Genomic DNA, 24,319 nt, shown 5'->3' with positions numbered 1-24,319 from the left:
TGCAAAAATAACAGTTTTCTGCCCTTTGGCATTAATTTTTCTCTTTATTCCATAGGTTCTACATATTCCACACTCAAAACAGTAATGAGATGAAAACTATTATTGTTCCTACGGACTTTTCAACAGCCGCATATAATGGTGCCCGCTATGCACTGGGGTTGGCAGGCCAGATGGAGGCAACCCGGGTGGTATTGTATCATGCATATGAGCTGGTAGTGCCGGTGCCGGATATGCCTTCGGCCATTCCAATGGTAGACCCGGAGGAATTGAAAGCCGCCAGCATGGAAGGGCTGGAAAAGATGCAGCGGGAGCTGGCAAGCGAAGTTCCCGATAATGTAATATTGGATCTGAAGGCAGAGAATCACTTGCTGGCAGCGAATATTGATGGATTTTGCAGCGATCAGCATGCCGATCTGATCGTGATGGGTACAGAAGGGGGCAGTCAGCTCGAAGAAATTCTGATTGGCTCCAATTCGGTAGATGTGGCCAAACATACAGCTTGCCCGGTGATCATTGTACCTGCAGATGCAGTTTTCCACCCTATCAGGAAGATCGTATTTGCATGCGATTTTAAACATATAGGGGAAAATACGCCCCTTGGGCCCCTGAAGAGTTTGCTCAGGACCTTTAATGCCGAGCTGCATGTGCTGAATATCGATCATTCCGGGAAAGGACTGGCGGGTGAAACACCTATGGAAAGTTTGCTGCTGGATACCCTGCTGGAAGGGTATAACCCTATTTATCACTTTGTGGACAATGAGAATGTGGTGAACGGGATTGTGAATTTTTCAGAGGAGGAAGGCGCCGATCTGATCTTTATTATTCCCCGCAAACATGGTCTTTTTGAAGGTATGTTCAGAAGGAGCCGGACCACACAGCTGGCTTTTCATAGCCATATCCCATTGCTGGCAATACATGAATAGGAAAATACGTTATTTTTATACCCTGTAGCAGCCCCGGCTCGCATTGCGAGCCGGGGCTGCTGTGCGAAACGCTACCCTTCATCACTAATTGAATTGGTAGAATAAATATTGTTACTAATTTGCATGTAAACCACAACTTCAACAATATGTATAAGAAACTATGTCTTCTGTTTTTGGCAGGTATTTCTTTAGGGACGGTATCTCAGGCCCAGCTATTAAAGAATTTGAGCAAGGCTGTAAGTAGTGCTGCCAGTAGCACAACCGGTAGTACTTCAGGTGTTTCCCAGACAGATGCAGGGAATGCAATCAAGGAGGCATTGTCAAATGGTGTAAAAAAAGGTATTGCTTCACTGAACAAGACAGATGGTTTCTTTGGTAGTGAGGTGTACAAATTGTTATTACCTCCTGATGCGGTAAAGATTGGTAATACATTGAGAAGTGTAGGTCTGGGCAGCCAGGTAGATAAAGCGATTCTGTCTATCAACCGTGCAGCTGAAAAAGCAGTAGGTTATGCAGCGCCCATCTTTGTGGATGCGATCAAGGAAATGACCATTACCGATGCGTTGAACCTGTTGAAGGGAAGTGATAGTTCAGCTACTGTATACTTCAAGGGTAAGACAACTGAAAAGCTGAAGGCTGCATTTTCTCCTGTGGTGAAGGGTGCACTGGATAGCACAAGTGCAACTAAGTACTATGGTAATATTGTGACTTCTTACAATAAACTGCCTACTACTTTCAATAAAGTAAATCCTGATTTGCAGGACTATGTGACTGGTATGGCAGTGAATGCGCTGTTTGATCAGATTAAGAATGAAGAGAAGAATATCAGGGCTAATCCGGCAGCGAGAACTACTGATTTGCTGAAGAAGGTGTTTGGAAGTGTAACGTCTAAATAATTTTTTAAAAGGTCTGCCATCCGGCAGACCTTAGAATTTAACCAAACGGATTTCTGCCGGAGGCAGAAATCCGTTTGGTTTATACGGCAAGTAATATCTGCCATGCCTCATTAACTTTCCCTTCATCTAATAGCCGCTGTGCATAAGCATGCAGCTCCCTTTCCATCTCATCGGGTGTAATGCTATAATACTGGAAAATATTTTTCAGGTGCTCATCCTCAAATGCCGGATCTATTACCGGGTACTCATGTACATTCGCCAATTGTCCCAGGTTATTTCCTGTCAGAATGTTGCTATTCCGTATATGCAAAGGCAGGGCGTCAATCCCAATTCCTAATGCCGTATTGGGCTTCGCTACTTCAAACACTGCATTGCCGGAGGCCCTGCAATAGTAATCCCCTCCCATTCTTGCCACCAGGTCCAGTTTGTGCGGATCAATCCCTCCTTTCTCATTCAGCACTTCGTCATTAATGTGAATCATAACCGGCTCACAAATCACCAGGTTGCCCGCACCACCTTCCATACCTGTTTCAATAATCTGCCTTACAATACACTCAATCTGCACAGGACTTTCCTTCACCCTGAAAGGCCGTACCTTTTCAGCTGCCAGAGCGGTGAAACCTGCTTTCTCAAATTCATTGACCCCTTTTGGGTATTCACAACTGGCTAAAGAAGTTTGCTGTACCATGGCATAATTCACCATGTTGATAACTACTTCTTTTACCTCGTAAAGGTTCTCCAGGGTATGTTTGGTCGTGTTGTCCCTGACCCTGCGCGACGGCGAAAAAATCAGCGTAGCAGGGTTAGTACCGAAGATATTGAAGAAGCTAAAAGGCGATAAATTAGGTCTTCCTTCTTTATCGACCGTGCTTGCAAAACAGATAGGTCTGGGAGCGATAGCACCCTGTAAATAACCTTGCAGTACGGCGGTGGTTACCTGCCCCGGAATGATCTGCATTTATTTCTTAAGTTTGAGGATCGAAAAATCTGAATCTTCTGCAACGATGGTATTGGTCAGTTTTCCCAGGCCATCAATTTCCAGTTCTACCACGTCGCCGGCCTGTAGCCATTGTTCAGGGTAATCAGGATTATTGAGTTTGCCGGTGCCGTTTAGTTCCAGAAAGCAGCCGGTACCTACTGTACCACTACCGATAACATCGCCGGGCATAATGTTCGCGCCATAAGAACAGCGTTGCACTATTTCGGCAAATGTCCAGTCCATATCGGCCATATTGCCTTCGCTTACCTGTACGCCATTTACACGACAGGTCATTTTCAGGTTATAGGCATTGCCGGTATGACCGGGTTTAGGAGCAGTGAGCAGGTGTTGCAGTTCATCGGGTGTTACCAGCATAGGGCCGATCACGGTGCTGAAATCCTTGCCTTTGCAGGGGCCCATGTTCAGTTTCATTTCATCCATTTGCAGGGTACGGGCGCTCATATCATTCATGATCATGTAACCTCCAATGTATTCGTCTGCCTCTTCGGCAGGAATGTTGCGACCGGCTTTACAGATCACGATAGCAGCTTCCAGTTCAAAGTCCAGTTTTTCGAAGTGATCAGGCATGCAATAAACATTACCGGGTCCCTGAATAGCATTGTGGTTGGTAAAGTAGAAAACGGGGAACTGGTCGAATTCTGCGATCATCTCTACCCTGCGGTTACGACGGGCAGAGGCTACATGCTGACGGAAGGCGTAACCATCACGGCAGGAATTGGGGAATGGCACAGGGGCCATCAGTGTAACGCCTTCCAGTGGAATAGGCCTGGCGGTGCCTACATGTTTGCCGGCTTTTAATTGCGCGTCGGCTTCCTTTGCAATATCGATCACGTCTTCCCACATGAGCAGGAACATCTGCATACTGCTGGGAAGATTGGGGTGAAGGTCCTGGGTGTTGTAGAGTTGGTTGTCTACTAATATCGCCAGTTGGTCGCTCTCTTCCCGGAGGTAAGTAACAAGTTTCATAAATTAACGTTCTGGTTGTATGATGTGTAAATATAGCTTATACATTTTAATGGTAGTCATGTTGAGTAGCATATCGCTTACAGCTCAACCCCGCACGGATACATTATTGCAAAGACTCTTTAGCCAGGGATCTCCGGCCCTGCAGCATATATTGCAGTATCCTGATTCATTCCGCTACCAGTTGATCTATACACAGATTGACAGGGATGCGAAGAATCGTCCTCATTTCAAACAGTATTATCTGCATGTAGACCCCAATCAGTATTTTAATCCGGCATCTACTGTAAAAATGCCCATTGCATTTCTTGCACTTGAAAAGTTAAATGACCTGCATATAAAAGGACTGGATAAATATACGCCCATGCGGATAGATAGTGTGGAGCATGATATCGCGTATTATTTGAAGCAAATTTTTCTGGTGAGTGACAATGATGCGTACAATCGGTTGTATGAATTTCTGGGCCAGCAAACCATTCATGAAAAGCTGTGGGGGAAAGGTTATCCGCGGACCCGCATAGTACGAAGATTTATGCCGCTGAATGAAGAAGGCAATAGAAATACTCCTGCAGTATCATTTGGAAATGTATATAAACAGCCACCAGCCCGCAGTGCATTGACATATGATTTCAGTCAAAATATCGAAATTGGGAAAGGACACTGGGACCAGCATGATAGCCTGATCATGACACCGATGGATTTTACAAAACATAACAATGTGCCCCTGGAAGATTTGCAGCACATGCTGCAATCAGTCATGTTTCCTGCATCTGTTCCCCCAGGACAACGATTTCATCTTACAACAAATGACTATCGTTTTCTGTATACATATATGTCCGCCTACCCTTCTGAGGTAGCAAATCCACATTATGACACTGCAACATATTTTGATAGTTATGTTAAGTTTTTCCTTTTTAAGGATAAAAAACAACGACCACCATCATATATGAGAATCTTTAATAAACCTGGATGGTCTTATGGGTTTCTGACGGATGTAGCATACATCATTGATACAAAAAATAATGTAGAATTCATGCTCAGTGCGACACTGTACGTGAATAGAGATGGAATTGTGAATGATGATAAATATGAATATGAGGAGGAAGGATATCCCTTCTTCAGAGAGACAGGTGAGATAATTTATCAATATGAATTACACCGAAAAAGGGCGCATGTACCGGACCTCTCTGAATTTAAATTAACGTACGGAGAGGATAGGTAATATCGGCATAATATTAGTGGAATAGCATTTTGGCGAATGAATTTACGAGAAGAAAAAGGGTTTTGAGGCTTATTTATTTTGCATAAAAATCTAAAGGGAGTTATGAAGTTTGATAAGATTAAGAACAAAGGACAGGCGAGGCTTTTTGAGAGCAGATATTTAGAAATGCTCACCAAAACACATCCATTGGTGATATGGGGCATGTACATACCGATTATTGGGTATAGCCTTTACTACAGCAACACCTCATTAGGATTTAGTATTATTACAGTATTAACGATCTTTTTTGGGGCGATGTTTTTCTGGACATTTTTTGAGTATATCATGCACCGCTACTTATTTCACTTTAGTAGTGAGAATCCCAAAATAAAGCGGTTTATCTATGTGATGCATGGTAATCACCATGAATACCCACGCGACAAGCAACGGTTGTTTATGCCACCTGTGCCCAGCCTGATACTGGCATCTGCGATATTTGGTGTACAGTATATTTTTCTGAGAGAGTATACTTATATGTTCTTTCCGGGATTCATGTTAGGCTACCTGATTTATGGCAGCATGCACTATGCGATTCACGCATGGAATCCGCCGTTTAAATTTATGAAGCCTTTGTGGCGCAATCATCATTTGCATCACTATAAGGCAGAAGAGAAAGGATTTGGGGTAAGTTCCTCTTTGTGGGACAGGGTATTTGGAACATCATTTGACCTTGAGAAAGAGAAGGAAGATAAGACGAAAGTGCGCGAACTGATGTTTGATAAATAGATTACCACCTTTCTTCTCCATCCTGATCGCTGGCGGGTTTGGTAAAGGTTTTGCGGGAGATAATTTTTTGCTGCTGACGCTCTATGAGTAAGGCAGCAATTTTTTTATAGACATCACCGGTTGTATCATCAGCCAGTACCTGTCTTACTTTATTTTCGGCTACATCGATTTTATATAACAATAGTACGAACTGCTGAAAGTCTTTGCCGATCATGGTTTCAAGCTTTGCGGCGAGCAGTGATTCCAGTTGTTCATAAGTGATGTGCTCCGGCAGGGCAAGGCAAGTATCTTCTGCAATTTGTAACGTTGTTTCTGGTAAGAGCTGCATTGTATCAGTATTAATTTATTCATCAAAAAAAAATTGCTGCTGCCATTGGCAGCAGCAATTTTTTTGGGCAGTAAAAGTGATTTACTGCTATTTCATTCTTTTAATTTTATAAGATGCATTCGTCACTATCTTCACCGGTACTTTCACATCACTCTTAATCTTCTTCGCTTTATTCGCTTTGTAAGTATACGTACCATTCATCTCAGTATTCTGCGAAGCAATACTTGGGAACCCTGATGTACGATCGATGAGATAGTTCGTCATGATATCACCATTGATTTCGGCGGTTGCTACGATACCATCATCGGTCGTGAAAGTCTCAACTTTGTTGGTAACAACTTTACCTGTACCATTGATCTTGGCAGTCTGGGCATCCCATGTCTGCAGGTTCCAGTAGAGAGAAATATCTCCTACCAGTCCGGTGCGGATAGGTACATTTTCTTCCCAGCGGGTACCCGTTTTAATACTGCGTACAGGATAGATTACCAGTAGTTGTTCTAACCAGGTATGGAATGCGTTGGTTCCAAACTGGTCTTTCATCAGCTTTTTATAGGCAGTCTGCTCATCAGGTTTCAGGTTGGAGAAGGTGGCCGATGCTTTTTCCAGCAGATCGTCCAGTCCCATTACCTTATTGATGTATCCTGAGGACGATATGTCGACAGAAAACGGCTGGTCAATAATGCTTTTCAGGGCAGCCTGAAAAGGTTCTTTTTCATTAGGCACGGCGGCATCCACGAGGATGTTCTGATTTCGTGCATTGAAATTGAACTTCAGTTCTTTGTATCTGAAAGTCAGGGTGGCATGGCCATCTGTAGTTTCGGTCACCTCGATAGCAATGGTATTATTGAAGTCGCGTGTCACGCGTTGCATGATATCATCTACTGTCGTATAGGTTTCGCTGCGGCTTTCCTGTTTCAGCTCGAACTGTTGGCCTTTGAGAAAATTGTAGCTCAGGTCTACATAATCTCTTTTATCATCCTGTTGTTGTGCAAATGCCGGTATGGCCATGGTAGCGCCCAGGGCCATTGACACAAAAAATCGCTTCATCATTACGCTATATTTATTAAACATATTTTTCAATGACGCCGAGGCCAAACAGCGCAAAGTCGTATTTGGCTGGGTCTTCCGGGTCCAGCTGCCTTAGTTTTGCTGTCAGTTCCAGCGCAGTACGCCAGTCTGATTTGGCGGCTGAGATCAATCCCAGTCTGGTAGCGACTCTGCCCACATGCACATCCACAGGGCATACCAGCTGTGAAGGGCTGATGTGCTTCCATAGTCCAAAATCCACGCCATTTTCATCTTTTCTGACCATCCAGCGCAAATACATGTTCAGGCGCTTGCATGCGGAGTTCCGGGCGGGGGTGGAAATGTGTTTCCGGGTCCTTTCCGGGTGCTCCATGGCAAAGAATATCTTCTGAAACCCAATAAGGGCTTTTTCAACGGTTTCGTCCTCGGGGGTCAGGTGACCACTGAAGGCAAATTCCAGGGAAGTGACGTTGCTGTAATAGTGCTGCAGGAACTCGACAAAGTAAAGCAGGTCTATCCCGTTGAAGGTCCGGTGGCAGAACTGCATCAGCTTCATACGTTCCCTGGGCTGGTGGTTTTTGACGAAGTCATAGGGTTCGTTGTCCATCAACTTCATCAGTTCAGTGCATTTATTGATAATGGTGGTTCGGTTGCCCCAGGCAAGTATTGCTGCAAAAAGCCCTGCGATCTCGATATCCTGTAATTTGGAAAACCTGTGCGGGATCGTGATGGGATCTCCGGTTATAAAATCCGGAGTATTGTAATATGCCGCTTTGGTATCCAAAAACGCCTTCAGTTGCTGGAATTTCATGGTGGTCATTCGATTAGGTGTCTGTAGGCTCGCATTAGGTTGCAGCATGACGCATTGAAAATAAGTAAAATTGTGAAAACTAATATTCCCCCCAAAAAACAATCGCTTCTGCCACAGGCAGAAGCGATCACCTTATCCAATAGCTTTTGACAAATCTGCAATCAAATCGTCCGCATCTTCAATCCCTACACTCAATCGAATCAGCGAATCTACCAAACCATTGCTGATGCGCTCTTCACGGGGAATAGACGCATGCGTCATAGATGCGGGATGGCCTATTAGCGATTCTACGCCCCCCAGCGATTCTGCCAGGGAAAACAGGTGAGTACCACTCAATACCTTCGTTGCTGCTTCTATACTGTCATCTTTCAGTGTAAATGAAATCATCCCGCCATAGCCACGCATCTGCTCTTTAGCAATATCATGATTTGGATGGTCGGCAAATCCGCACCAGTATACTTTGGCTACTTTGGAATGCTGGCGTAGAAAGTGGGCTACTGCGGCCCCGTTTTCACAATGCCTTTGCATGCGTACATGCAGGGTTTTCAGGCCGCGCAGTACCAGGAAGCAGTCCTGTGGACCAGGTACTGCCCCGCAGCTGTTTTGAATGAAATATAACTGTTTTGCCAGGTCTTCATCTTTTACGATGATGGCGCCATGCACTACATCGCTGTGCCCGCCCAGGTATTTGGTAGCTGAATGTACTACGATGTTCGCACCCAGGTCCAGTGGATTCTGCAGGTATGGAGAGGCAAAGGTATTATCTACCGCCAGCAGCAGTTTATGCTCGCCGGCAATCTGTGCACAGGCGGCAATGTCAATAATGTTGAGCAGCGGATTGGTAGGTGTTTCTATCCAGATCAGCTTTGTATTGGCATTGATATAATTGCGGATGTTCCGGGCATCCTGCATACCAATGAAATGGAATTTAATTCCATAGCGCTCAAATATTTTCGTGAAGATGCGGTAAGTACCACCATAAAGGTCATTGCTGGCAATGACTTCATCACCGGGGTTCAGCAGTTTCATCACTGCATCAGTAGCGGCCAGACCACTACCGAAGGAGATACCGAATTTCCCATTTTCTATGGCAGCCAGTGCATTTTGCAGGGCGTCACGGGTTGGGTTTTGGGTACGGGCATACTCATATCCTTTGTGTTGGCCGGGGGCGCTTTGAACATAAGTGGAGGTCTGAAATATGGGGGTCATAATGGCGCCGGTAGACGGATCCGGCGTTACACCCGCGTGAATGAGTTTAGTTCCCAGCTTCATGCCTGTAAGATTTAGTAGTTTATTAGGAAAGGACCAAAGGTACGATCCTCAGGTACATCTCACAAACGGCAAAATGCGTAGAACTACGCATACTAAAAGCGCATATAGTCAAAAATCGCTATTTGAATCATTTACACGGATGAATTCGCTACGTTCACGAACTAATTTTGCACGTTGGGCTGGTACCGTAGTATTCCCGCAGTATTTCCGGCTAAATTTGGTTCAGGTTTTTCATAGGATATGGTTAAAATTCGTGGGCGGTATTCTTACCGCCTTTTATTTTTTTACAGGAGCGGTGTTACTAAACTTCACAGGCAGGCTCACACTCACTACATCCCATGCTATAATTAGATTTGCACCATAATCAGCTTTCTCAAATACCATGGTAAAAGGGTCTACCGGGGTATCCACTTTGGTCACCGGGATATCGGTTCTCACCACATCTTTTGCTGCATTGTATTTGAATGCCCCCCAGATGTCAGTATCCCTGTTGATAATGATCGTCCATTTTGATTCGTTAGGAATGGCATACATGGTATAGCGGCCTTTGGGCACCAGTTTGCCACCGATTGAAACCGGGCGGTAAAATTCCACTTCAGTGGCTTCGTTCGCACCCAGGCGATAGAGTTCACCATATGGTTCCAGGTCACCAAAAATCTTTCTGCCTTTCTTTTGTGGCCGGCTGTAGATTACACGGGCCACGAGGGCGCCAGGTTCTCCTTTTACCTTTACAACGTAAGGATACATTACAGGATAGTACGCCATGTCCATAGGGCTGGAATCCAGTGGCGGCAGTTTTTTGTCCTGTGCAAACACAGCACTACAGCCAAACAGGGTAATCAGTGCGGCGATGAATACTTGCTTCATTAATAGGTCTTAAATGTTCAAAAAAAATAGTTGCGCAAACCTACGACTAAAGTTATACAGATGTAGGGGCTGGCGGTACATTTTGCACAAAGTTGACAAGGTCCGGGAAAAAGCGCTGATAGCTGGCAGCGAGTGCATCATAGTTTTCTTCCAGTACAGCAAATGGTATGTCGGCGCTTACCTCCAGGTAACGGCTTCTTCTGACGATACCACTAAAGGTCTTGTAAATACCATCTTTGTAGCGATAACCCAGCAGCCAGTTTTGTTCACTCATATACCTGAATACTTCCTGAAAACCAACGGGTAACAGGTGATGTCGTTCCTTTATTGCAGTATATACTTCCTGTGCAAAGGCAGCCAGTGTATCGTCGGGAAACCGGGATGCATCGTTGGCCAGGAAATGGTCATAGACGATGTCTATGAATACGGCGCTATACTTGCCACAACCGGGTTGAAAGAATTTCTTCGCTTCCAGTGTGACGGGATGTGTATCAGTGAAAGAATCAATGAGTCTATGCAATTGTATGCCCTGCTGTATACCTGTATCATAGTCCTGCCAGTTTTTTCCTTTCACAAAGTCGGCAATCATATTGCCAGTGGTAATGGAAGGCTGGTGATATGATAAATATGCATGAGCGAGAAAATTCATATAGCGAAGATAGATTTTATTTTCCTTGTCCAGTTTAACAAAAGCTTAACGCTGGTACCTGCAACTTTCCTTCTTCCTGTGCAACTCTTCGGTGGCAAAGCTTGTATATCGTGTATGGCAAAGGAATACGACCCCAATATTACAAGAGATTGTGCACATCTTATCCAGTGGCCCTCCATTTGTAACAAAAGCCTTGACCTACCAGCCTGGAAGCATGTACCTTTGAGTCATCAAACAAAAACGTTTCCGCCATGAAACAAATCAGTTCAAAAATCAGTAACCACATTACACCTGTGGGTGTAAGGCCTATTGGCCGTTTCAAAAAGTTGTTACTCCTGGTAGCAATAGCTGTATTTACCTCTATCTACTCCTTTGCAGGTACCGGCACCAAAGAGCTGGAAGCTTCCAGTACACTGAAGTCGGCATTGAATAAGGAGTTCAATGGTGCTTCCGGCATCAAATGGTACAGTGATGACAACAAGACCTTTATGGCTAAGTTCATGCTGAATGAGCGTAACGTAACGGCTTACTTTGATGGAGAAGGTCATCTGCTGGCTACGCGTCGTTATATTGACGCAACAAACCTCCCGCTGTCTGTTTCCTCAAAACTGGCACAGCGTTATCCAAACGAAGCTATCCGTTGGGTAGTAGAGTTCCAGAGTGAGGGTAATACAGCGTACTATGTAACACTGGAAGGTAGCAATACCTGGAAAGTGATCAAAGCAAGCGCTAACGGCGACCTGAGCGTACACCAGCGCCTGAAAAAAGCATAACCTGCTTTTAAGTTAGAGAAGACTATTGTTTATTTTGTAAACCGGGGTATTGATTGCCCCGGTTTTTTGTTTTAGAAATCCTTAGCAAAAGCATAATCTTCTACCCAGCTGCGCCTGAATTGAAATCTTTTCAAAATCCTTACCTTTGCCCCTCTGTTTCAAGATTTAAACTTATTCAACAACGGAAATGAACAAAGGTCCAATTTCTCAATTTATCCAGCACCACTACCGCCACTTTAACGCGGCTGCACTGGTGGATGCTGCTAAAGGATATGAAGCTCACTTACTGGAAGGGGGCAAAATGCTGGTATCGCTGGCAGGTGCGATGAGTACTGCCGAGTTGGGTATCTCCTTCGCGGAAATGATCCGTCAGGGGAAAGTGGACATCATCTCCTGTACCGGGGCAAATCTGGAAGAGGATATCATGAACCTCGTAGCGCATACACACTACAAGAGAGTACCTCACTACCGTGACCTGAGCCCCCAGGAAGAGTGGGACCTGCTGCAGGATGGTTTTAACCGTGTAACTGATACCTGTATCCCTGAAGAAGAAGCTTTCCGCCGCATCCAGGAGCATATTCACAAGATCTGGAAAGATGCGGAAGATAAAGGTGAGCGTTACTTCCCCCACGAATATATGTACAAGCTGCTGCTGAGCGGTGTGATGAAAGAACACTACGAGATCGATCCAAAGCATAGCTGGATGCTCGCTGCTGCTGAAAAGAATATTCCTATCGTAGTGCCAGGATGGGAAGATAGTACTATGGGTAATATCTTCGCTTCTTACTGCATTAAGGGTGAACTGAAGCCTTCTACCATGAAGAGCGGTATTGAATACATGATCTGGCTGGCTGACTGGTATAGAAATAACTCTGCTGGCAAAGGCGTAGGTTTTTTCCAGATTGGTGGCGGTATTGCTGGCGACTTCCCAATTTGCGTAGTGCCTATGATGTACCAGGACCTGGAATGGCATGATGTTCCTTTCTGGGGCTACTTCTGCCAGATTTCTGATTCTACTACTTCTTATGGTTCTTATTCAGGTGCTGTGCCTAATGAGAAGATCACATGGGGGAAGCTGGATATCAATACACCGAAATTTATCGTGGAATCTGATGCTACGATTGTAGCACCGCTGATATTCTCTTATTTGCTGGGTTGGTAATACTTGTATTTGCCGACCGCGGGCCCTGCCCAAAAAAAATGGCTTTTACCGAAGGTAAAAGCCATTTTTTTTCGCCTGTAGGCAATAGCAGGTATTTGAGAAAAGCGTATATTGTACCCTTATAACTTCCAATGCATGAAAAACATTATTCCACTACTCACGGTGGCAGCCGCTGTTAGCTTAAGCGCCTGCCAGTCTGGTACAAAATCCAATAATAATTCAGTAGACAGTATGCAGACCACTCAAGACAGCCTTTCCATTGAAGGGAAGATCCCTGCTGCACGTTTCGACAGCACGGTAGACGGTAAACAGACAAAATTGTATTACCTGAAAAGTAAAGGTAATGTGCAGGTTGCCATTACAAACTATGGCGGAAAAATCGTAAGCCTGCTGGCTCCTGATAAATCGGGCAAGCTGGAAGATGTGGAGCTGGGATATGACAACATCTCCCGCTATGTTAGCACCAAAGAGAGATACTATGGTGGTATCGTAGGCCGTTACGGTAACCGTATTGCAAAAGGAAAGTTTAAACTGGATGGCAAAGAATATACACTGGCTACCAACAATAACCAGAATCACCTGCATGGAGGTAAAAAAGGTTTCAATGATGTAGTTTGGGATGCAGAACAAACAGCTCCTAATTCACTGAAACTGCATTATCTGTCAAAAGATGGTGAAGAAGGTTATCCTGGTAACCTGGATATCACGCTCACTTATACGCTGACAGACAGCAATGAGCTGAAAATTGATTATTCAGCTACTACAGATAAAGCAACGGTTGTTAACTTAACAAACCACTCTTTCTTTAACCTGCATGGCGCTGGTAATGGCGATATCAATGATCATATCCTGACTATCAATGCGGATAAATTTACACCTGTAGACAGCACGCTGATTCCTACCGGTAAGTTAGAAGCCGTGAAGGGTACACCAATGGATTTCACTACGCCTACCAGGATTGGTGAGAGAGTAGATGCAGACTTTGAGCAGCTGAAATTTGGTCGTGGTTATGATCATAACTATGTGCTGAATAAGAAAGGAAATGAGTTGTCTCTGGCAGCGAAAGTAGAAGAGCCTACAAGTGGTCGCACTTTGGAAGTGTGGACGACTGAGCCAGGTGTACAGTTCTATGGTGGTAACTTCCTGGATGGTACTGATAAGGGCAAGGATGATAAGACTTACGTACATCGTGGGGCTTTCTGCCTGGAAACACAGCATTTCCCTGATTCTCCGAACCAGCCGGCGTTTCCAAGTGTGGTGCTGAAACCGGGTGCTACTTATACTTCTGAGTGTATTTATAAGTTTGGAGTTAAATAATTTTATCATATCCCGCCCCCCACCCAGTGGGGGGCTTTTTTAAAAAAACAATTGCGAAGCAATTCCATCTGCAAACAACCTCCCCTCCGGCGTCAATATCAACCTCTCCCCTGCCTCATACATCCAGCCCTTATTCAAATACTTCACAACCTCTTTCTGTATTTTTTCTTTTTTATCCTTCCCAAATCTGTCTGAAATGACATTTAAATCACACCCCGCAGAAGTTCTCAATGACGTCATCAAATATTCATTCAGCATCATTACCGGCGTCAATTCCTCTTTTTCAAAATTCAACTGCCCATGTTCCAAACTCTTTATATACAGTGCATTATTGGCCACATTCCACTGTCTTGACTTTGTATCAAAACTATGTGCTGACGGCCCTAATCCCAGGTAGGGCGCCCCCTGCCAATAACTACTATTATGCTTCGAATGCCATCCTTTTTTAGCAAAATTTGAAATCTCGTACTGCTCATATCCTGCTTCTCCAGTCCATTTCAGTAACTGCTCAAAATGCCTTGCTGCTTTATCTGCGTCTACGGCAGGCATCTTCTTCTTTTTGATAAAATGATCCAGTGCCGTACCCGGTTCCACGGTCAATGCATAACAGGAAAGATGGGGTACTCCCAGTTCTACTGCCTGTTGTACATTATGTTCCCACCCTGCATCAGTCAGGGTAGGCCCACCATAGATCAGGTCAATTGTAATATTTTCAAATCCCGCATCCTGGGCATGCAGAATAGATGCTTTCGCCTGCACCGCATTATGCGCCCGATGCATCCATTTCAAATCCTCCTCATGAAATGACTGTATCCCAATACTCAGCCTATTCACACCCGCACTTTGCAGCATATGCAATTTTTCGGGCGTCAAATCATCCGGATTGGCCTCCAGTGTTATTTCTGCATCAGCATTAACCGTAAAATTTTTATGAATTGCTGCTAGTAAACGGAGCAGGTCTTTTTCGGGCAACAAACTCGGCGTACCGCCTCCAAAGTAGATTGTATTTATCGGTGCGCCAGCCAGGTACTCTTTTTGTAACTCAGTCTCCTTTAATAAGGCTGTCACCATTGCCGGCTCCTGCGCCAATGAAGTAGAAAAATGAAAATTGCAATAGTAACAAGCCTGCTTACAAAAAGGAATATGCAAATAAATACCCGCCATTTTGCAAAGGTGGGTATTTATCCCCGATTTTAGCGCATCGTCATTTCGCCTTTGTGCTGCCAGTAATTTATGAGTACGGCAATGATAAACCCGGTGAACACCATGACCATGCTGAACATAAAGATATGTCCCATGCCAAAAGTGCTCTCTACAAGGCCTACCAGCGGTCCGGTAATACCCAGGGAAAGGTCAATAAACAATCCATAGCCGCCCAAAGCCGCCCCTTTATTGGACGCCGGCACCAGTCTCACTGCCTCCACTCCCAGTGCAGGGAATACCAGCGAAAAACCAAACCCGGCAATGCAAGCGCCTGCCAGTGCCATGTGCGGGCTATATGCCTGCCAGAGAATAGCCAGGCCAATGGCTTCTGTGAGCAGACAAAAGATCGCCGTTTTCATACCACCATACCGGTTGATATAGTCTTCGAAAAACAGGCGGCCCAGGATAAAGCTGATACTGAATGTAGACAGGCACATCACAGCGCCCTGCCATCCCAGCTGAGAATAGTACAAAGTGATGAATGTAGAAATGGTACCAAAACCCAGGCCACCCAGCGCCAGGCACACACCAAAGGGTGTTACCAGTTTGAACACATCCATAAAAGGTTGTCTGGGAGCGGTAGATGTAGATTTCAATGGGGCCTTTCCTTTTGCATAATAGTATCCGGCTATGCCACAGATCATAATCAGAACCGCCATGGCACTCATCCCAAAATTGTGGTGGAGCATGGCGCCAAAAGGAGCCCCTATGGCCAATGCGCCATAGCTACCAATCCCATTATAAGAAATAGCCTTGCTGGTATGCTCATCTCCTACAGCCAGGATGGCCCAGTTGATAGGACTTGCTCCAATCATACCTTCAGCAAATCCGGTGGCAAGACGGGTAATAATCAGCAAAGATAGACTGAGCGCAGGAATGCCCTTGCAGAAATATGCAATGACCAGGAGTGCACCACTTACAGCAAAGCCTATCATCCCCATCATGACAGCGGGTTTAGGCCCTTGTTTGTCAACGATGCCTCCGGCATATCCCCTGGACAGGAACGTTGTGATGTACTGAAGACTGATCACCACACCTGCAGTCATCGTACTAAACCCCAGGTCATGGTAAATAAAAAATGGTAATACCGCCAGTGCAAGGCCAATGGTAAAGTATCCAATAAAGGTAAAGGCGACGAATTCCGCTATGGTCGAACGGACTTTCAACAACGAAACACCAGCATTTTGTGCTGTTTGCATATTCAATTATTTTAAGGGGAGTCAGGCTAATAAGCGCTACACCCAGGTGCAAAGTTCCTGTAGTATTCTTTGGGGAATATGGTATATGTAGGATATATTATTGTAAATTTAATAGATGAAACGGAGACAGTTTGAGCCACTGGAATTAGACGAAATGGATACAGATGTCTACCACTTGCCGGTGCATAGCCATACTTATTACGAAATGATCTATGTATACAAGGGCAGTGGCATTCATCAGCATAACAATAACAGAATACCATATGAAGCGGGCGACTTGTTTTTGATCTCCCCTGAGGATGAGCATTATTTTGAAGTTGGTGGGCGTAGCCGTTTTATCTTCATCAAGTTTACAGACAGTTATTTCAGTGGACGAAGTTATCTGTCCCTGTCTGCTTCTCCTGAAAAGATCATGCGCCTCACGTTGCTGAAGGAAATGAAGCCGGTGATGGATGAGGCGGGAAAAGTAGTGCTGCGCAATACGATCGATAACCTGCTCGTTTATTGGAAGCAGGAAAAGGATCTGTCGAACTCGGCATTGATGTACTTCCAGGTACTGTCGATTTTCGGGCTGATCAGGGAAGCGATGGTTCGCATGAACGTGAGAATTGACCAGGGCCAGCCTGATAAAGAGGAAATGATTTCCTACATTCATCAGCATATATACGACCCTTCTTTAATTAAGATCCGGCATATTGCGAGCCACTTCAATATCAGCCCTAATTATTTCAGTGCTTATTTCAAGAGAAACTTCGATGTCAGTTACCGGGATTATGTAAACGACTACCGGATCAAGCTGATTGAAAACCGGATTGCTTCGGGTACAGTGACGATGAAGCAGATCGCCGATGAGTTTGGCTTTACAGATGCCAGTCATTTATCACATTATTTCAAACAGCGCAAAGGGATACAGCCCGGATCATACAGAAAAGATGCAGAGCACTTATAGACGACGTACTTATTTTATATCTTTGCCAGCAATCATATTTCAGCATAAAAAAATATTTGAGGTGCGACGCTGGTTATTGTTCCTGTTCATAATACCCTGTTTACGGATGGCTGCGCAAGACAGTGCGGCAGTCAGGCATACGACCCCTATGGCTACAGACAGCCAGGTCCGTAAGGATACAGGAAGCGTAAAGCCGGTGAAAAAGAAAGTGCCTGTGGTGAAGAAGGATAGTACGGGTGTAAAACCTACTGCTGTGAATGCGGCTACACCGGGCGGAACATCACCTAAGCCGGCTACCGCCAGCCAGGTTGCAACTGTGCCTGTAAGTACTGCAGGGAAACCAGCTACGACCACCACCACAGCAGGTACTGACACCCTGCGGGCTGACACCATTCCGCAGGCGCAGGCCGTACCTTTGCATCAGGAAACGGTTTATGAGAAGTATTTAAAGACATTGACCACCAGCAATATATTTCTGAAACAGAACAAGCCTCACAGGCTGGACCTCAATCCAATCCGTGTATACAAAGACCTCGACTGGCTGGTATATGTTATGGCAGGAGTAGTTTTATTGCTCGGTATAATCCGGTTGAGCTACCTGAAGTATTTCACCGACCTGTTCAGGGCCTTTCTGAACCCAACCCTGAGCCAGCGTCAGTTAAAGGATCAGTTGTCCCAAAGCCCTTTCCCAAACTTCCTGCTGAATACTTTTTTCGTGGTTAGCCTGGCTATGTACCTCTACCTCCTGATGTATCGCCAAAACTATATACCTGCTAGTAACGCCTGGATGGTAATACCCGCATTGATCGTTTTGGTAGCACTGGTTTATAGTATAAAATACGTGATGCTACGGTTTTGTGGCTGGTTATTTGGTAGTGCAGAGCTGGCAGATGCATATATTTTTATTTTGTATCTGATCAATAAAGTACTGGGAATTTTGCTTGTGCCATTCCTCGTTATCCTGGCCTTTTGCAGGCCTGAACTGGCAAAAGCCTTCCTGTACATTTCGGTTTTCTTCATAGTCATATTGGTCGCATACAGGTATATCAGGTCTTATTCAGTGGTAAAGCAATACTTATCTTTCAGCAGATTACATTTTTTTCTTTACCTTTGCGCATTCGAAGTAGCGCCGGTATTAATAATTACAAAGGTGCTGCTGGTCTGGTTAACTGGCGGTCATTGATCTCCTATTGTTAACACAAGAGCAAAAAAACGTATGATTAAAGGCGGGCCAAAAAAAGATTTGCAAGCGAAACAGATTCAGTCAATTCTAATTTCCCAACCTAAGCCTGAAACAGAAAAATCACCATACTTTGAACTAGCGAAAAAATTCAATGTGAAGTTGGATTTTTATCCGTTTATAAGGGTGGAGGGACTGTCCGCGAAAGATTTCAGGAAACAGAAAATTGACATACAGCTTTTTACAGCCGTGATATTTACGAGCCGTAATGCTGTAGACCATTTCTTCCGCATTTGCGAAGAAATGAAAATCAAAGTATCGCAGGATTGCAAATATTTCTGCATTACAGAAGCAATTGCGTTGTATCTCCAAAAATTCATCCTTTACCGCAAGCGTAAAGTGTTCTATGGGGCTGATGGGTCTACCAAAAGTCTGCTGGAGGTGATGAATAAGCATCGCGACAACGAGAAATTCCTCTTCCCCAGTTCCGACAGCCAGCGGAAAGACATTGAAGAATGGCTCAAAGCTAACAAATGTGAATACGCAACTGCTACCCTTTACAAGACCGTTTCAAACGATGTAAAGGAAGTACTTACAGGCAAAGTGTACGACATGATTGTGTTCTTTAGCCCGTATGGAGTGAAGTCACTATTTGAAAATGTGCCAAAGTTTGAGCAGAATGGCACACATATCGGCGCCTTTGGTCCTACCACCTCTGCCGCTGTGGAAGAAGCCGGCCTCAGGTTGGATGTAAAAGCCCCTGCGCCACAGGCACCTTCTATGGTAGCCGCCCTGGAACAATACCTGGCTAATACCAATAAGAAATAAATCCTCCTCATTTCAGGAAGAATTGACCCGAAATAACAGTTTTTCGCCTGCTAATCAGGGTAAATAGGAAAATAATCTGTAAAAAAAACAGGAAATTAATATACCTTAAGGGACAGCAATCGCTGTCCCTTATTATTTTTGGAAAAGGAATTACAGGAAGACCATAACCGTGAACAAACTATCTAACGAGACGAGCCCGTATCTCCTACAGCATGCGCACAATCCTGTAGAGTGGTATCCCTGGGGCGATGAGGCTTTACAGAGGGCAGTAGCAGAAGACAAACCAATATTAGTTAGCATTGGCTATGCCGCTTGTCACTGGTGCCACGTCATGGAACGCGAAAGCTTCGAGAACGAAGCAACAGCGCGGATCATGAACGAACACTTTATTAATATCAAGATAGACAGAGAGGAACGACCAGACCTTGACCATATTTATATGGATGCCCTGCAAGCCATGACCGGATCTGGCGGCTGGCCCCTGAATATGTTCCTGACTCCGGAGCGACTGCCATTCTACGGAGGTACCTACTTCCCTCCTGTGAAGGCTTACAACCGCCCTTCCTGGCAGGAACTGCTGCTGGCCCTGGCAGATGCCTTCAAAAACAGGCGCGAGGACATTGAGACACAGGCTATTAACATGCGTGACCACCTGGCACAGGCCAGCAAATTTGGAAGTACAATCAACCTGCTGCCAAAAGAAGAACAGTTCACCCGTAACCAATGTGATATCATTTTCCATAACATCATGCAACAGGCAGATAAGGAATGGGGCGGATTTGGAAATGCTCCAAAGTTCCCCGGTACTTTCATCATTCAGTACCTGTTGCGCTATTATCATAGTTTCGGTGAGCAGGCAGCCCTGGACCAGGCGCTGCTGTCGCTGGACAAAATGATACAGGGCGGTATTTACGACCAGGCTGGTGGCGGTTTTGCCCGCTATAGCACCGATGCAAAATGGCTGGCGCCGCACTTTGAGAAGATGCTGTACGACAATGCCTTGCTGGTAGATGTAATGAGTGAAGCTTACCAGGTGACAGGCAACCCGTTGTATTCCATTACAATAGCAGAAACCCTAGCCTTTATACAGCGGGAAATGACAGCAGCAGGGGGTGCGTTTTATGCCGCACTGGATGCAGATTCAGAAGGTGTGGAAGGTAAATTTTATACCTGGAGTAAGGCAGAGATAGATGAAATATTAGGCGCAGATGCAGATGTATTCTGTCGCTTTTACGATATCAGTGAAGCCGGCAACTGGGAGGAGACCAACATACTATGGATTAAACAGCCCTTATCCACCTTTGCCGCTGAGAATCAGCTGGATGAAACAGCGCTGGGGGAACAACTGGCCATTGGCCTGGCCAGGCTGATGGAAGTAAGAGGCCAGCGTGTAAGACCGGGATTGGACGACAAGCTTTTACTAGGTTGGAACGCCCTGATGATACATGCCTGCTGTAAAGCTTTTGCGGCTACAGGCGAAGAAAGCTACAGGAACATGGCGCTAAAGGCGATGGATTTTTGCTGGACACATTTCCGGAAAGATGGTGAGGACTCCTTTTATCACACCTACAAAAATGGGCAGGCAAAATATCCGGCATTCCTGGATGATTATGCCTGGTTAATAAGGGCCCTGATTGCCCTGCAGGAGGTAACCGGGGAGAAAACGTGGCTGGACAAGGCTTTTTCGCTAACTAGTTTTGTATTGGCGCATTTTTCTGACGAAACCGGTGTATATTGCTTTTATACTGTTGAAAGTCAATCTGATGTGATCGTCAGGAAAAAGGAAGTATACGATGGGGCAACTCCAAGTGGCAATGCAGTGATGGCGGCCAACTTATGGTACCTGGGTATAGTATTCGACCAAAAAGAATGGGCGGAAAGATCCATTAAAATGCAGGCTGGGCAGGCGCAAACTACGGTGAGGTATCCAACCTCGCTGGGGGTATGGGCGGGGTTGCTATTGCAGCGTGTACAAGGCGTGAAAGAAATTGCGATAGTCGGGCCGGATTATAAGTTGAGAATGGAGGATACTAATAAGCGTTATATTCCGTTTAAAGTATTGTTGGGAGCGACGCATGATGATCCTGGAAAACCCTTACTGTCACACCGGGAGCGGGCGAACGAGACGCTGATCTATGTTTGCGAAGATTATCATTGCATTAAACCTGTGAATTATATAGATGAAATTATTAATTTGAAATAATATTTATGTATCTTGCATGACCATATCTCTGTAAACAGGAAACGGTAAAAAGGATTTTTCGTCAGATATAATAAAATGTTAAAAAATACGTTTATTTTAATTGTCATCGGTCCTATGAGCGAATGAAAAAGTTGGCTAAAAACTAACTACGGATTAAAATTAATCGTTACATTTGTTATCTTACTTAAGATTCAATGGGTGAGTGATGGGCAAAAGGTGCTGATTCTGAGAACACGACCTGATCGGGCAAGATATTAAAGAAACCAACAAGTAAACAACCAGTTATATCTGGAGTTGTCTATAAATCAGCAGCTTTAGAGTCATTTAGAATTCAAAAAATGTGAATGGCTGGTTGGCTTATCAGTCTAACCGGGGGTCCGGGAAGACTTCGGCCATGTTTCAGAACTTAGCGACAGCAAGCAGTTTCATTTCGGCCAATGTAACTGCGTCGCTCATCGAAATAAATGATTTTCAATGAAAGCTACCCTTATGAAGCTTAATTTTTCAAGTGGTCTGTTAGCAGTATTGCTGGTTAGCCTGCTAGCCAGCTGCGGTGGTAGTAAAACCCCCAAAAATGCGCAAGGACAGCTGATTGGAGTTAGTCCCAGACCGAAGTATTTCCCTCCTGTACCCTATGGAATGGTGTATGTGCCTTCAGGTACATTTCATATGGGACCCAGCGATGAGGATCTGAACTATGCGTACACTGCTCGTAACAAGTCTATTTCTATTTCCGGCTTCTACATGGATGCTACGGAGATTACAAATAACGAGTATCGTCAGTTCGTACAATGGGTGACAGACTCTATCGCACACATTCTGCTGAGCCATGTAAAGAGTGATGGTGGACAGGATGTGATCGACTGGAAGCAGAAGATCAACTATAAGGATAAAGGCACCATGGATAAGCTGGAGCAAATGACCTACGCTCCTGAGGATCGCCTGTACGGTCGTAAGGAATTCGACGTACACAAACTGGTGTATCACATAGAAACTTTCAACTGGGAGCAGGCTAAGCTGCGTGAGAACGCTAACAAGCCACGTTCTAAGTTCATTGTAAAGAAAGATGTAGCCATCTATCCTGACACGCTGTGTTGGATCAGAGACTTCTCTTATGCTTACAACGAGCCTATGACGAGAATGTACTTCTGGCACCCGGCATTTGATAACTATCCGGTAGTAGGTGTAACCTGGCACCAGGCAAACGCATTCGCTGAATGGCGTAGTAAGTTCTGGGAAGACTACCGTATCTCCAAGAATCTGTTTACTGAAGATAAATTCCAGTTACCTTCCGAGGCACAGTGGGAATATGCTGCACGTGGTGGCAGAGAGCAATCTCCTTATCCATGGGGTGGTTATTATATCCGCAACAAGAAGGGTTGTCTGCTGGCAAACTTTAAACCAGGTCGTGGTAACTATCCTGAAGATGGTGGTTTCTACACTGTAAGAGCAGACGCTTATTGGCCTAACGATTACGGACTGTACAACATGTCTGGTAACGTAGCGGAATGGACACAGGATATCTTCTATGAGAATGCCTACTCCTTCACATCTGACATGAACCCATACCTCCGTATGGACGTAGCAGATGATGCACCACCAAAAATGAAGCGTAAAGCTGTAAGAGGCGGTAGCTGGAAAGACATCGGATATTTCCTTCAAACAGGTACCCGCTCTTACGAATATCAGGACAGTGCTAAATCTTACATTGGTTTCCGTTGTACGATTGCATTCCTGAGCCGTTCTAAAAATGATTTTGGTCACCATTAATCTGGCAAGTATTCAATAGTATAATCAGCATTACGGATAGATGGGCTGGACACAGGCATAGAACGAAGCAGTACCGGGGATTTATTTCCGAGTGCCTTTGGGACAGGCATGTAGTGATGTGTTAAACAACTTAAAATATGTTCAACATGAGAAACCGTAAGATGTACATTGGGAAACCGCAAATCATCGATGAGCAACAACTATTCCATAACAACAATTTAACCTTTAACACTTTAACCAGTAAATTTTGACCTATGGCTATGAATCCTACTACATCGAAATGGCTTAATTTCTTTGTTTGTATCGCGGCATCAGTAGTAATTATCGGAGCGTTGTTCAAACTGCAACACTGGCCAGGCGCGGATATCGCCCTGATCGTTGGTTTGAGCACGGAGGCTTTAATCTTCTTTGTATATGCATTCGTACCAGATAGTGGTGGCGGAGATCACGGTGAAACACACGTTTCTGTTGTAGCCGGTGGTAGCCCTGCTCTGGCTGGCCTGGACAAAATGCTGGAAGAAGCTGACATCACTCCTGTATCACTGCAGCGCCTGAGCGAGAACTTCCAGAAGTTAGGTACCACTGTAGATAAGATGAGGGACATTAGCGACGTTGTTGCGGCTACAGGCGACTACACCCAGAAAACAAGGGAAGCTGCCAGCGCAATTACTAACGTTGCTCACGCTTACACCACAGCAGCATCGGCTGTTGCTTCTTTCAACAGTGCTTCTGAGTCTACAAGGAGCTTCCATGAGCAAATGCAGGGTATGACCAAAAACCTGGCTTCTCTGAATGCTATCTATGAACTGGAACTCCAGGACACTAACAACCACCTGAAGGCAATGAACAATTTCTACGGAAATCTGCTCAAAGTTTCTTCAGCTATGACAAGCAGCGTAGACGACGCGCGTAAAACTCAGGATCAAATCTCCCAGCTCGCTAAAAATCTGAGCAATCTGAACACCGTTTATGGTAACATGCTCAGCGCTATGCACGGTGCAGGTAGATAAGGT

Annotated in this window: 23 protein-coding genes; 13 read left to right on the top strand and 10 right to left on the bottom strand. The window is 45.0% G+C overall.

The genetic code is table 11. The features are described from left to right. Positions 1 to 89 precede the first annotated feature (89 nt). Together ABDW16_RS00425 and ABDW16_RS00420 are read left to right on the top strand one after the other, a co-directional pair. The gene (locus ABDW16_RS00425) at positions 90 to 923 is read left to right on the top strand and encodes a universal stress protein (protein WP_343667137.1); all 834 of its coding nucleotides are present in this window, start codon (positions 90 to 92) and stop codon (positions 921 to 923) included. Between the two features lie 146 nt (positions 924 to 1,069). Next, positions 1,070 to 1,819: a DUF4197 domain-containing protein gene (locus ABDW16_RS00420; RefSeq protein WP_343667136.1), complete on the top strand. Its 750-nt coding sequence runs from the start codon at positions 1,070 to 1,072 to the stop codon at positions 1,817 to 1,819. Between the two features lie 79 nt (positions 1,820 to 1,898). Here the strand turns inward: ABDW16_RS00420 and ABDW16_RS00415 are convergent, their stop codons facing one another. Together ABDW16_RS00415 and ABDW16_RS00410 are read right to left on the bottom strand one after the other, a co-directional pair. Further along, positions 1,899 to 2,777, bottom strand: a complete 879-nt coding sequence (locus ABDW16_RS00415; protein WP_343667135.1) for a flavin reductase family protein — start codon at positions 2,775 to 2,777, stop codon at positions 1,899 to 1,901. Then, positions 2,778 to 3,785 carry a fumarylacetoacetate hydrolase family protein gene (locus ABDW16_RS00410; protein WP_343667134.1) on the bottom strand — a complete coding sequence of 336 codons (1,008 nt, stop codon included), beginning with the start codon at positions 3,783 to 3,785 and terminating at the stop codon, positions 2,778 to 2,780. Positions 3,786 to 3,843: 58 nt separating this feature from the next. Between ABDW16_RS00410 and ABDW16_RS00405 the strand changes: the two genes are divergently transcribed. Together ABDW16_RS00405 and ABDW16_RS00400 are read left to right on the top strand one after the other, a co-directional pair. Next, complete coding sequence (locus tag ABDW16_RS00405; RefSeq protein ID WP_343667133.1) at positions 3,844 to 5,004, top strand: serine hydrolase; 1,161 nt, start codon at positions 3,844 to 3,846, stop codon at positions 5,002 to 5,004. Between the two features lie 102 nt (positions 5,005 to 5,106). Next, the gene (locus ABDW16_RS00400) at positions 5,107 to 5,769 is read left to right on the top strand and encodes a sterol desaturase family protein (protein ID WP_343667132.1); all 663 of its coding nucleotides are present in this window, start codon (positions 5,107 to 5,109) and stop codon (positions 5,767 to 5,769) included. Position 5,770: 1 nt separating this feature from the next. Here ABDW16_RS00400 and ABDW16_RS00395 read toward each other — a convergent pair whose 3' ends face one another. The 6 genes from ABDW16_RS00395 to ABDW16_RS00370 all read right to left on the bottom strand — a co-directional run bounded on the left by ABDW16_RS00395 (position 5,771) and on the right by ABDW16_RS00370 (position 10,722). Then, positions 5,771 to 6,097 (bottom strand): hypothetical protein, encoded by a 327-nt coding sequence (locus tag ABDW16_RS00395; RefSeq protein WP_343667131.1) that lies wholly within the window; start codon positions 6,095 to 6,097, stop codon positions 5,771 to 5,773. A gap of 87 nt (positions 6,098 to 6,184) precedes the next feature. Beyond that, positions 6,185 to 7,147: a DUF6263 family protein gene (locus tag ABDW16_RS00390; RefSeq protein WP_343667130.1), complete on the bottom strand. Its 963-nt coding sequence runs from the start codon at positions 7,145 to 7,147 to the stop codon at positions 6,185 to 6,187. Positions 7,148 to 7,160: 13 nt separating this feature from the next. Beyond that, positions 7,161 to 7,934 (bottom strand): TIGR02757 family protein, encoded by a 774-nt coding sequence (locus ABDW16_RS00385; protein ID WP_343667129.1) that lies wholly within the window; start codon positions 7,932 to 7,934, stop codon positions 7,161 to 7,163. 132 nt (positions 7,935 to 8,066) lie between these two features. Continuing rightward, positions 8,067 to 9,206 carry a cystathionine gamma-synthase gene (locus tag ABDW16_RS00380; protein WP_343667128.1) on the bottom strand — a complete coding sequence of 380 codons (1,140 nt, stop codon included), beginning with the start codon at positions 9,204 to 9,206 and terminating at the stop codon, positions 8,067 to 8,069. A 276-nt stretch (positions 9,207 to 9,482) separates the two neighbouring features. After that, entirely contained in the window at positions 9,483 to 10,073 is a 591-nt protein-coding gene (locus ABDW16_RS00375) for a DUF2911 domain-containing protein (protein ID WP_343667127.1), read from the bottom strand. Positions 10,074 to 10,125: 52 nt separating this feature from the next. After that, positions 10,126 to 10,722: an ACP phosphodiesterase gene (locus ABDW16_RS00370; RefSeq protein WP_343667126.1), complete on the bottom strand. Its 597-nt coding sequence runs from the start codon at positions 10,720 to 10,722 to the stop codon at positions 10,126 to 10,128. A gap of 251 nt (positions 10,723 to 10,973) precedes the next feature. Here ABDW16_RS00370 and ABDW16_RS00365 point away from each other — a divergent pair, with 251 nt between their 5' ends. The 3 genes from ABDW16_RS00365 (at position 10,974) to ABDW16_RS00355 (ending at position 13,974) form a co-directional block, all read left to right on the top strand. Then, positions 10,974 to 11,495, top strand: coding sequence for a hypothetical protein (locus ABDW16_RS00365; RefSeq protein WP_343667125.1), 522 nt, complete (start codon positions 10,974 to 10,976; stop codon positions 11,493 to 11,495). Positions 11,496 to 11,682: 187 nt separating this feature from the next. Beyond that, positions 11,683 to 12,657, top strand: coding sequence for a deoxyhypusine synthase family protein (locus ABDW16_RS00360; RefSeq protein WP_343667124.1), 975 nt, complete (start codon positions 11,683 to 11,685; stop codon positions 12,655 to 12,657). A gap of 135 nt (positions 12,658 to 12,792) precedes the next feature. Continuing rightward, positions 12,793 to 13,974, top strand: a complete 1,182-nt coding sequence (locus tag ABDW16_RS00355; RefSeq protein WP_343667123.1) for an aldose epimerase family protein — start codon at positions 12,793 to 12,795, stop codon at positions 13,972 to 13,974. 39 nt (positions 13,975 to 14,013) lie between these two features. Here the strand turns inward: ABDW16_RS00355 and hemW are convergent, their stop codons facing one another. Further along, complete coding sequence (gene hemW / locus ABDW16_RS00350) at positions 14,014 to 15,138, bottom strand: radical SAM family heme chaperone HemW (RefSeq protein WP_343667122.1); 1,125 nt, start codon at positions 15,136 to 15,138, stop codon at positions 14,014 to 14,016. Between the two features lie 29 nt (positions 15,139 to 15,167). Further along, positions 15,168 to 16,376 (bottom strand): MFS transporter, encoded by a 1,209-nt coding sequence (locus ABDW16_RS00345; protein ID WP_343667121.1) that lies wholly within the window; start codon positions 16,374 to 16,376, stop codon positions 15,168 to 15,170. Positions 16,377 to 16,491: 115 nt separating this feature from the next. Between ABDW16_RS00345 and ABDW16_RS00340 the strand changes: the two genes are divergently transcribed. From ABDW16_RS00340 to gldL, 6 genes are all read left to right on the top strand, one after another. Further along, complete coding sequence (locus tag ABDW16_RS00340; RefSeq protein ID WP_343667120.1) at positions 16,492 to 17,325, top strand: AraC family transcriptional regulator; 834 nt, start codon at positions 16,492 to 16,494, stop codon at positions 17,323 to 17,325. A gap of 106 nt (positions 17,326 to 17,431) precedes the next feature. Further along, positions 17,432 to 18,508 (top strand): DUF4271 domain-containing protein, encoded by a 1,077-nt coding sequence (locus ABDW16_RS00335; protein ID WP_343667119.1) that lies wholly within the window; start codon positions 17,432 to 17,434, stop codon positions 18,506 to 18,508. Positions 18,509 to 18,661: 153 nt separating this feature from the next. After that, entirely contained in the window at positions 18,662 to 19,333 is a 672-nt protein-coding gene (locus tag ABDW16_RS00330; protein WP_343667118.1) for a uroporphyrinogen-III synthase, read from the top strand. A gap of 169 nt (positions 19,334 to 19,502) precedes the next feature. Beyond that, on the top strand, positions 19,503 to 21,536 hold the full coding sequence (locus tag ABDW16_RS00325; RefSeq protein WP_343667117.1) for a thioredoxin domain-containing protein: 2,034 nt from the start codon (positions 19,503 to 19,505) through the stop codon (positions 21,534 to 21,536). A 489-nt stretch (positions 21,537 to 22,025) separates the two neighbouring features. After that, positions 22,026 to 23,306: an SUMF1/EgtB/PvdO family nonheme iron enzyme gene (locus tag ABDW16_RS00320; RefSeq protein WP_343667116.1), complete on the top strand. Its 1,281-nt coding sequence runs from the start codon at positions 22,026 to 22,028 to the stop codon at positions 23,304 to 23,306. Between the two features lie 254 nt (positions 23,307 to 23,560). After that, positions 23,561 to 24,316 (top strand): gliding motility protein GldL, encoded by a 756-nt coding sequence (gene gldL, locus ABDW16_RS00315; RefSeq protein ID WP_343667115.1) that lies wholly within the window; start codon positions 23,561 to 23,563, stop codon positions 24,314 to 24,316. The last annotated feature ends 3 nt before the right edge of the window (positions 24,317 to 24,319 follow it).

It is taken from the genome of Chitinophaga sp., from assembly GCF_039596135.1.
In the GTDB taxonomy this organism is placed as follows: Bacteria; Bacteroidota; Bacteroidia; order Chitinophagales; family Chitinophagaceae; genus Chitinophaga.
This window is presented reverse-complemented; position numbering and strand designations above follow the sequence as displayed.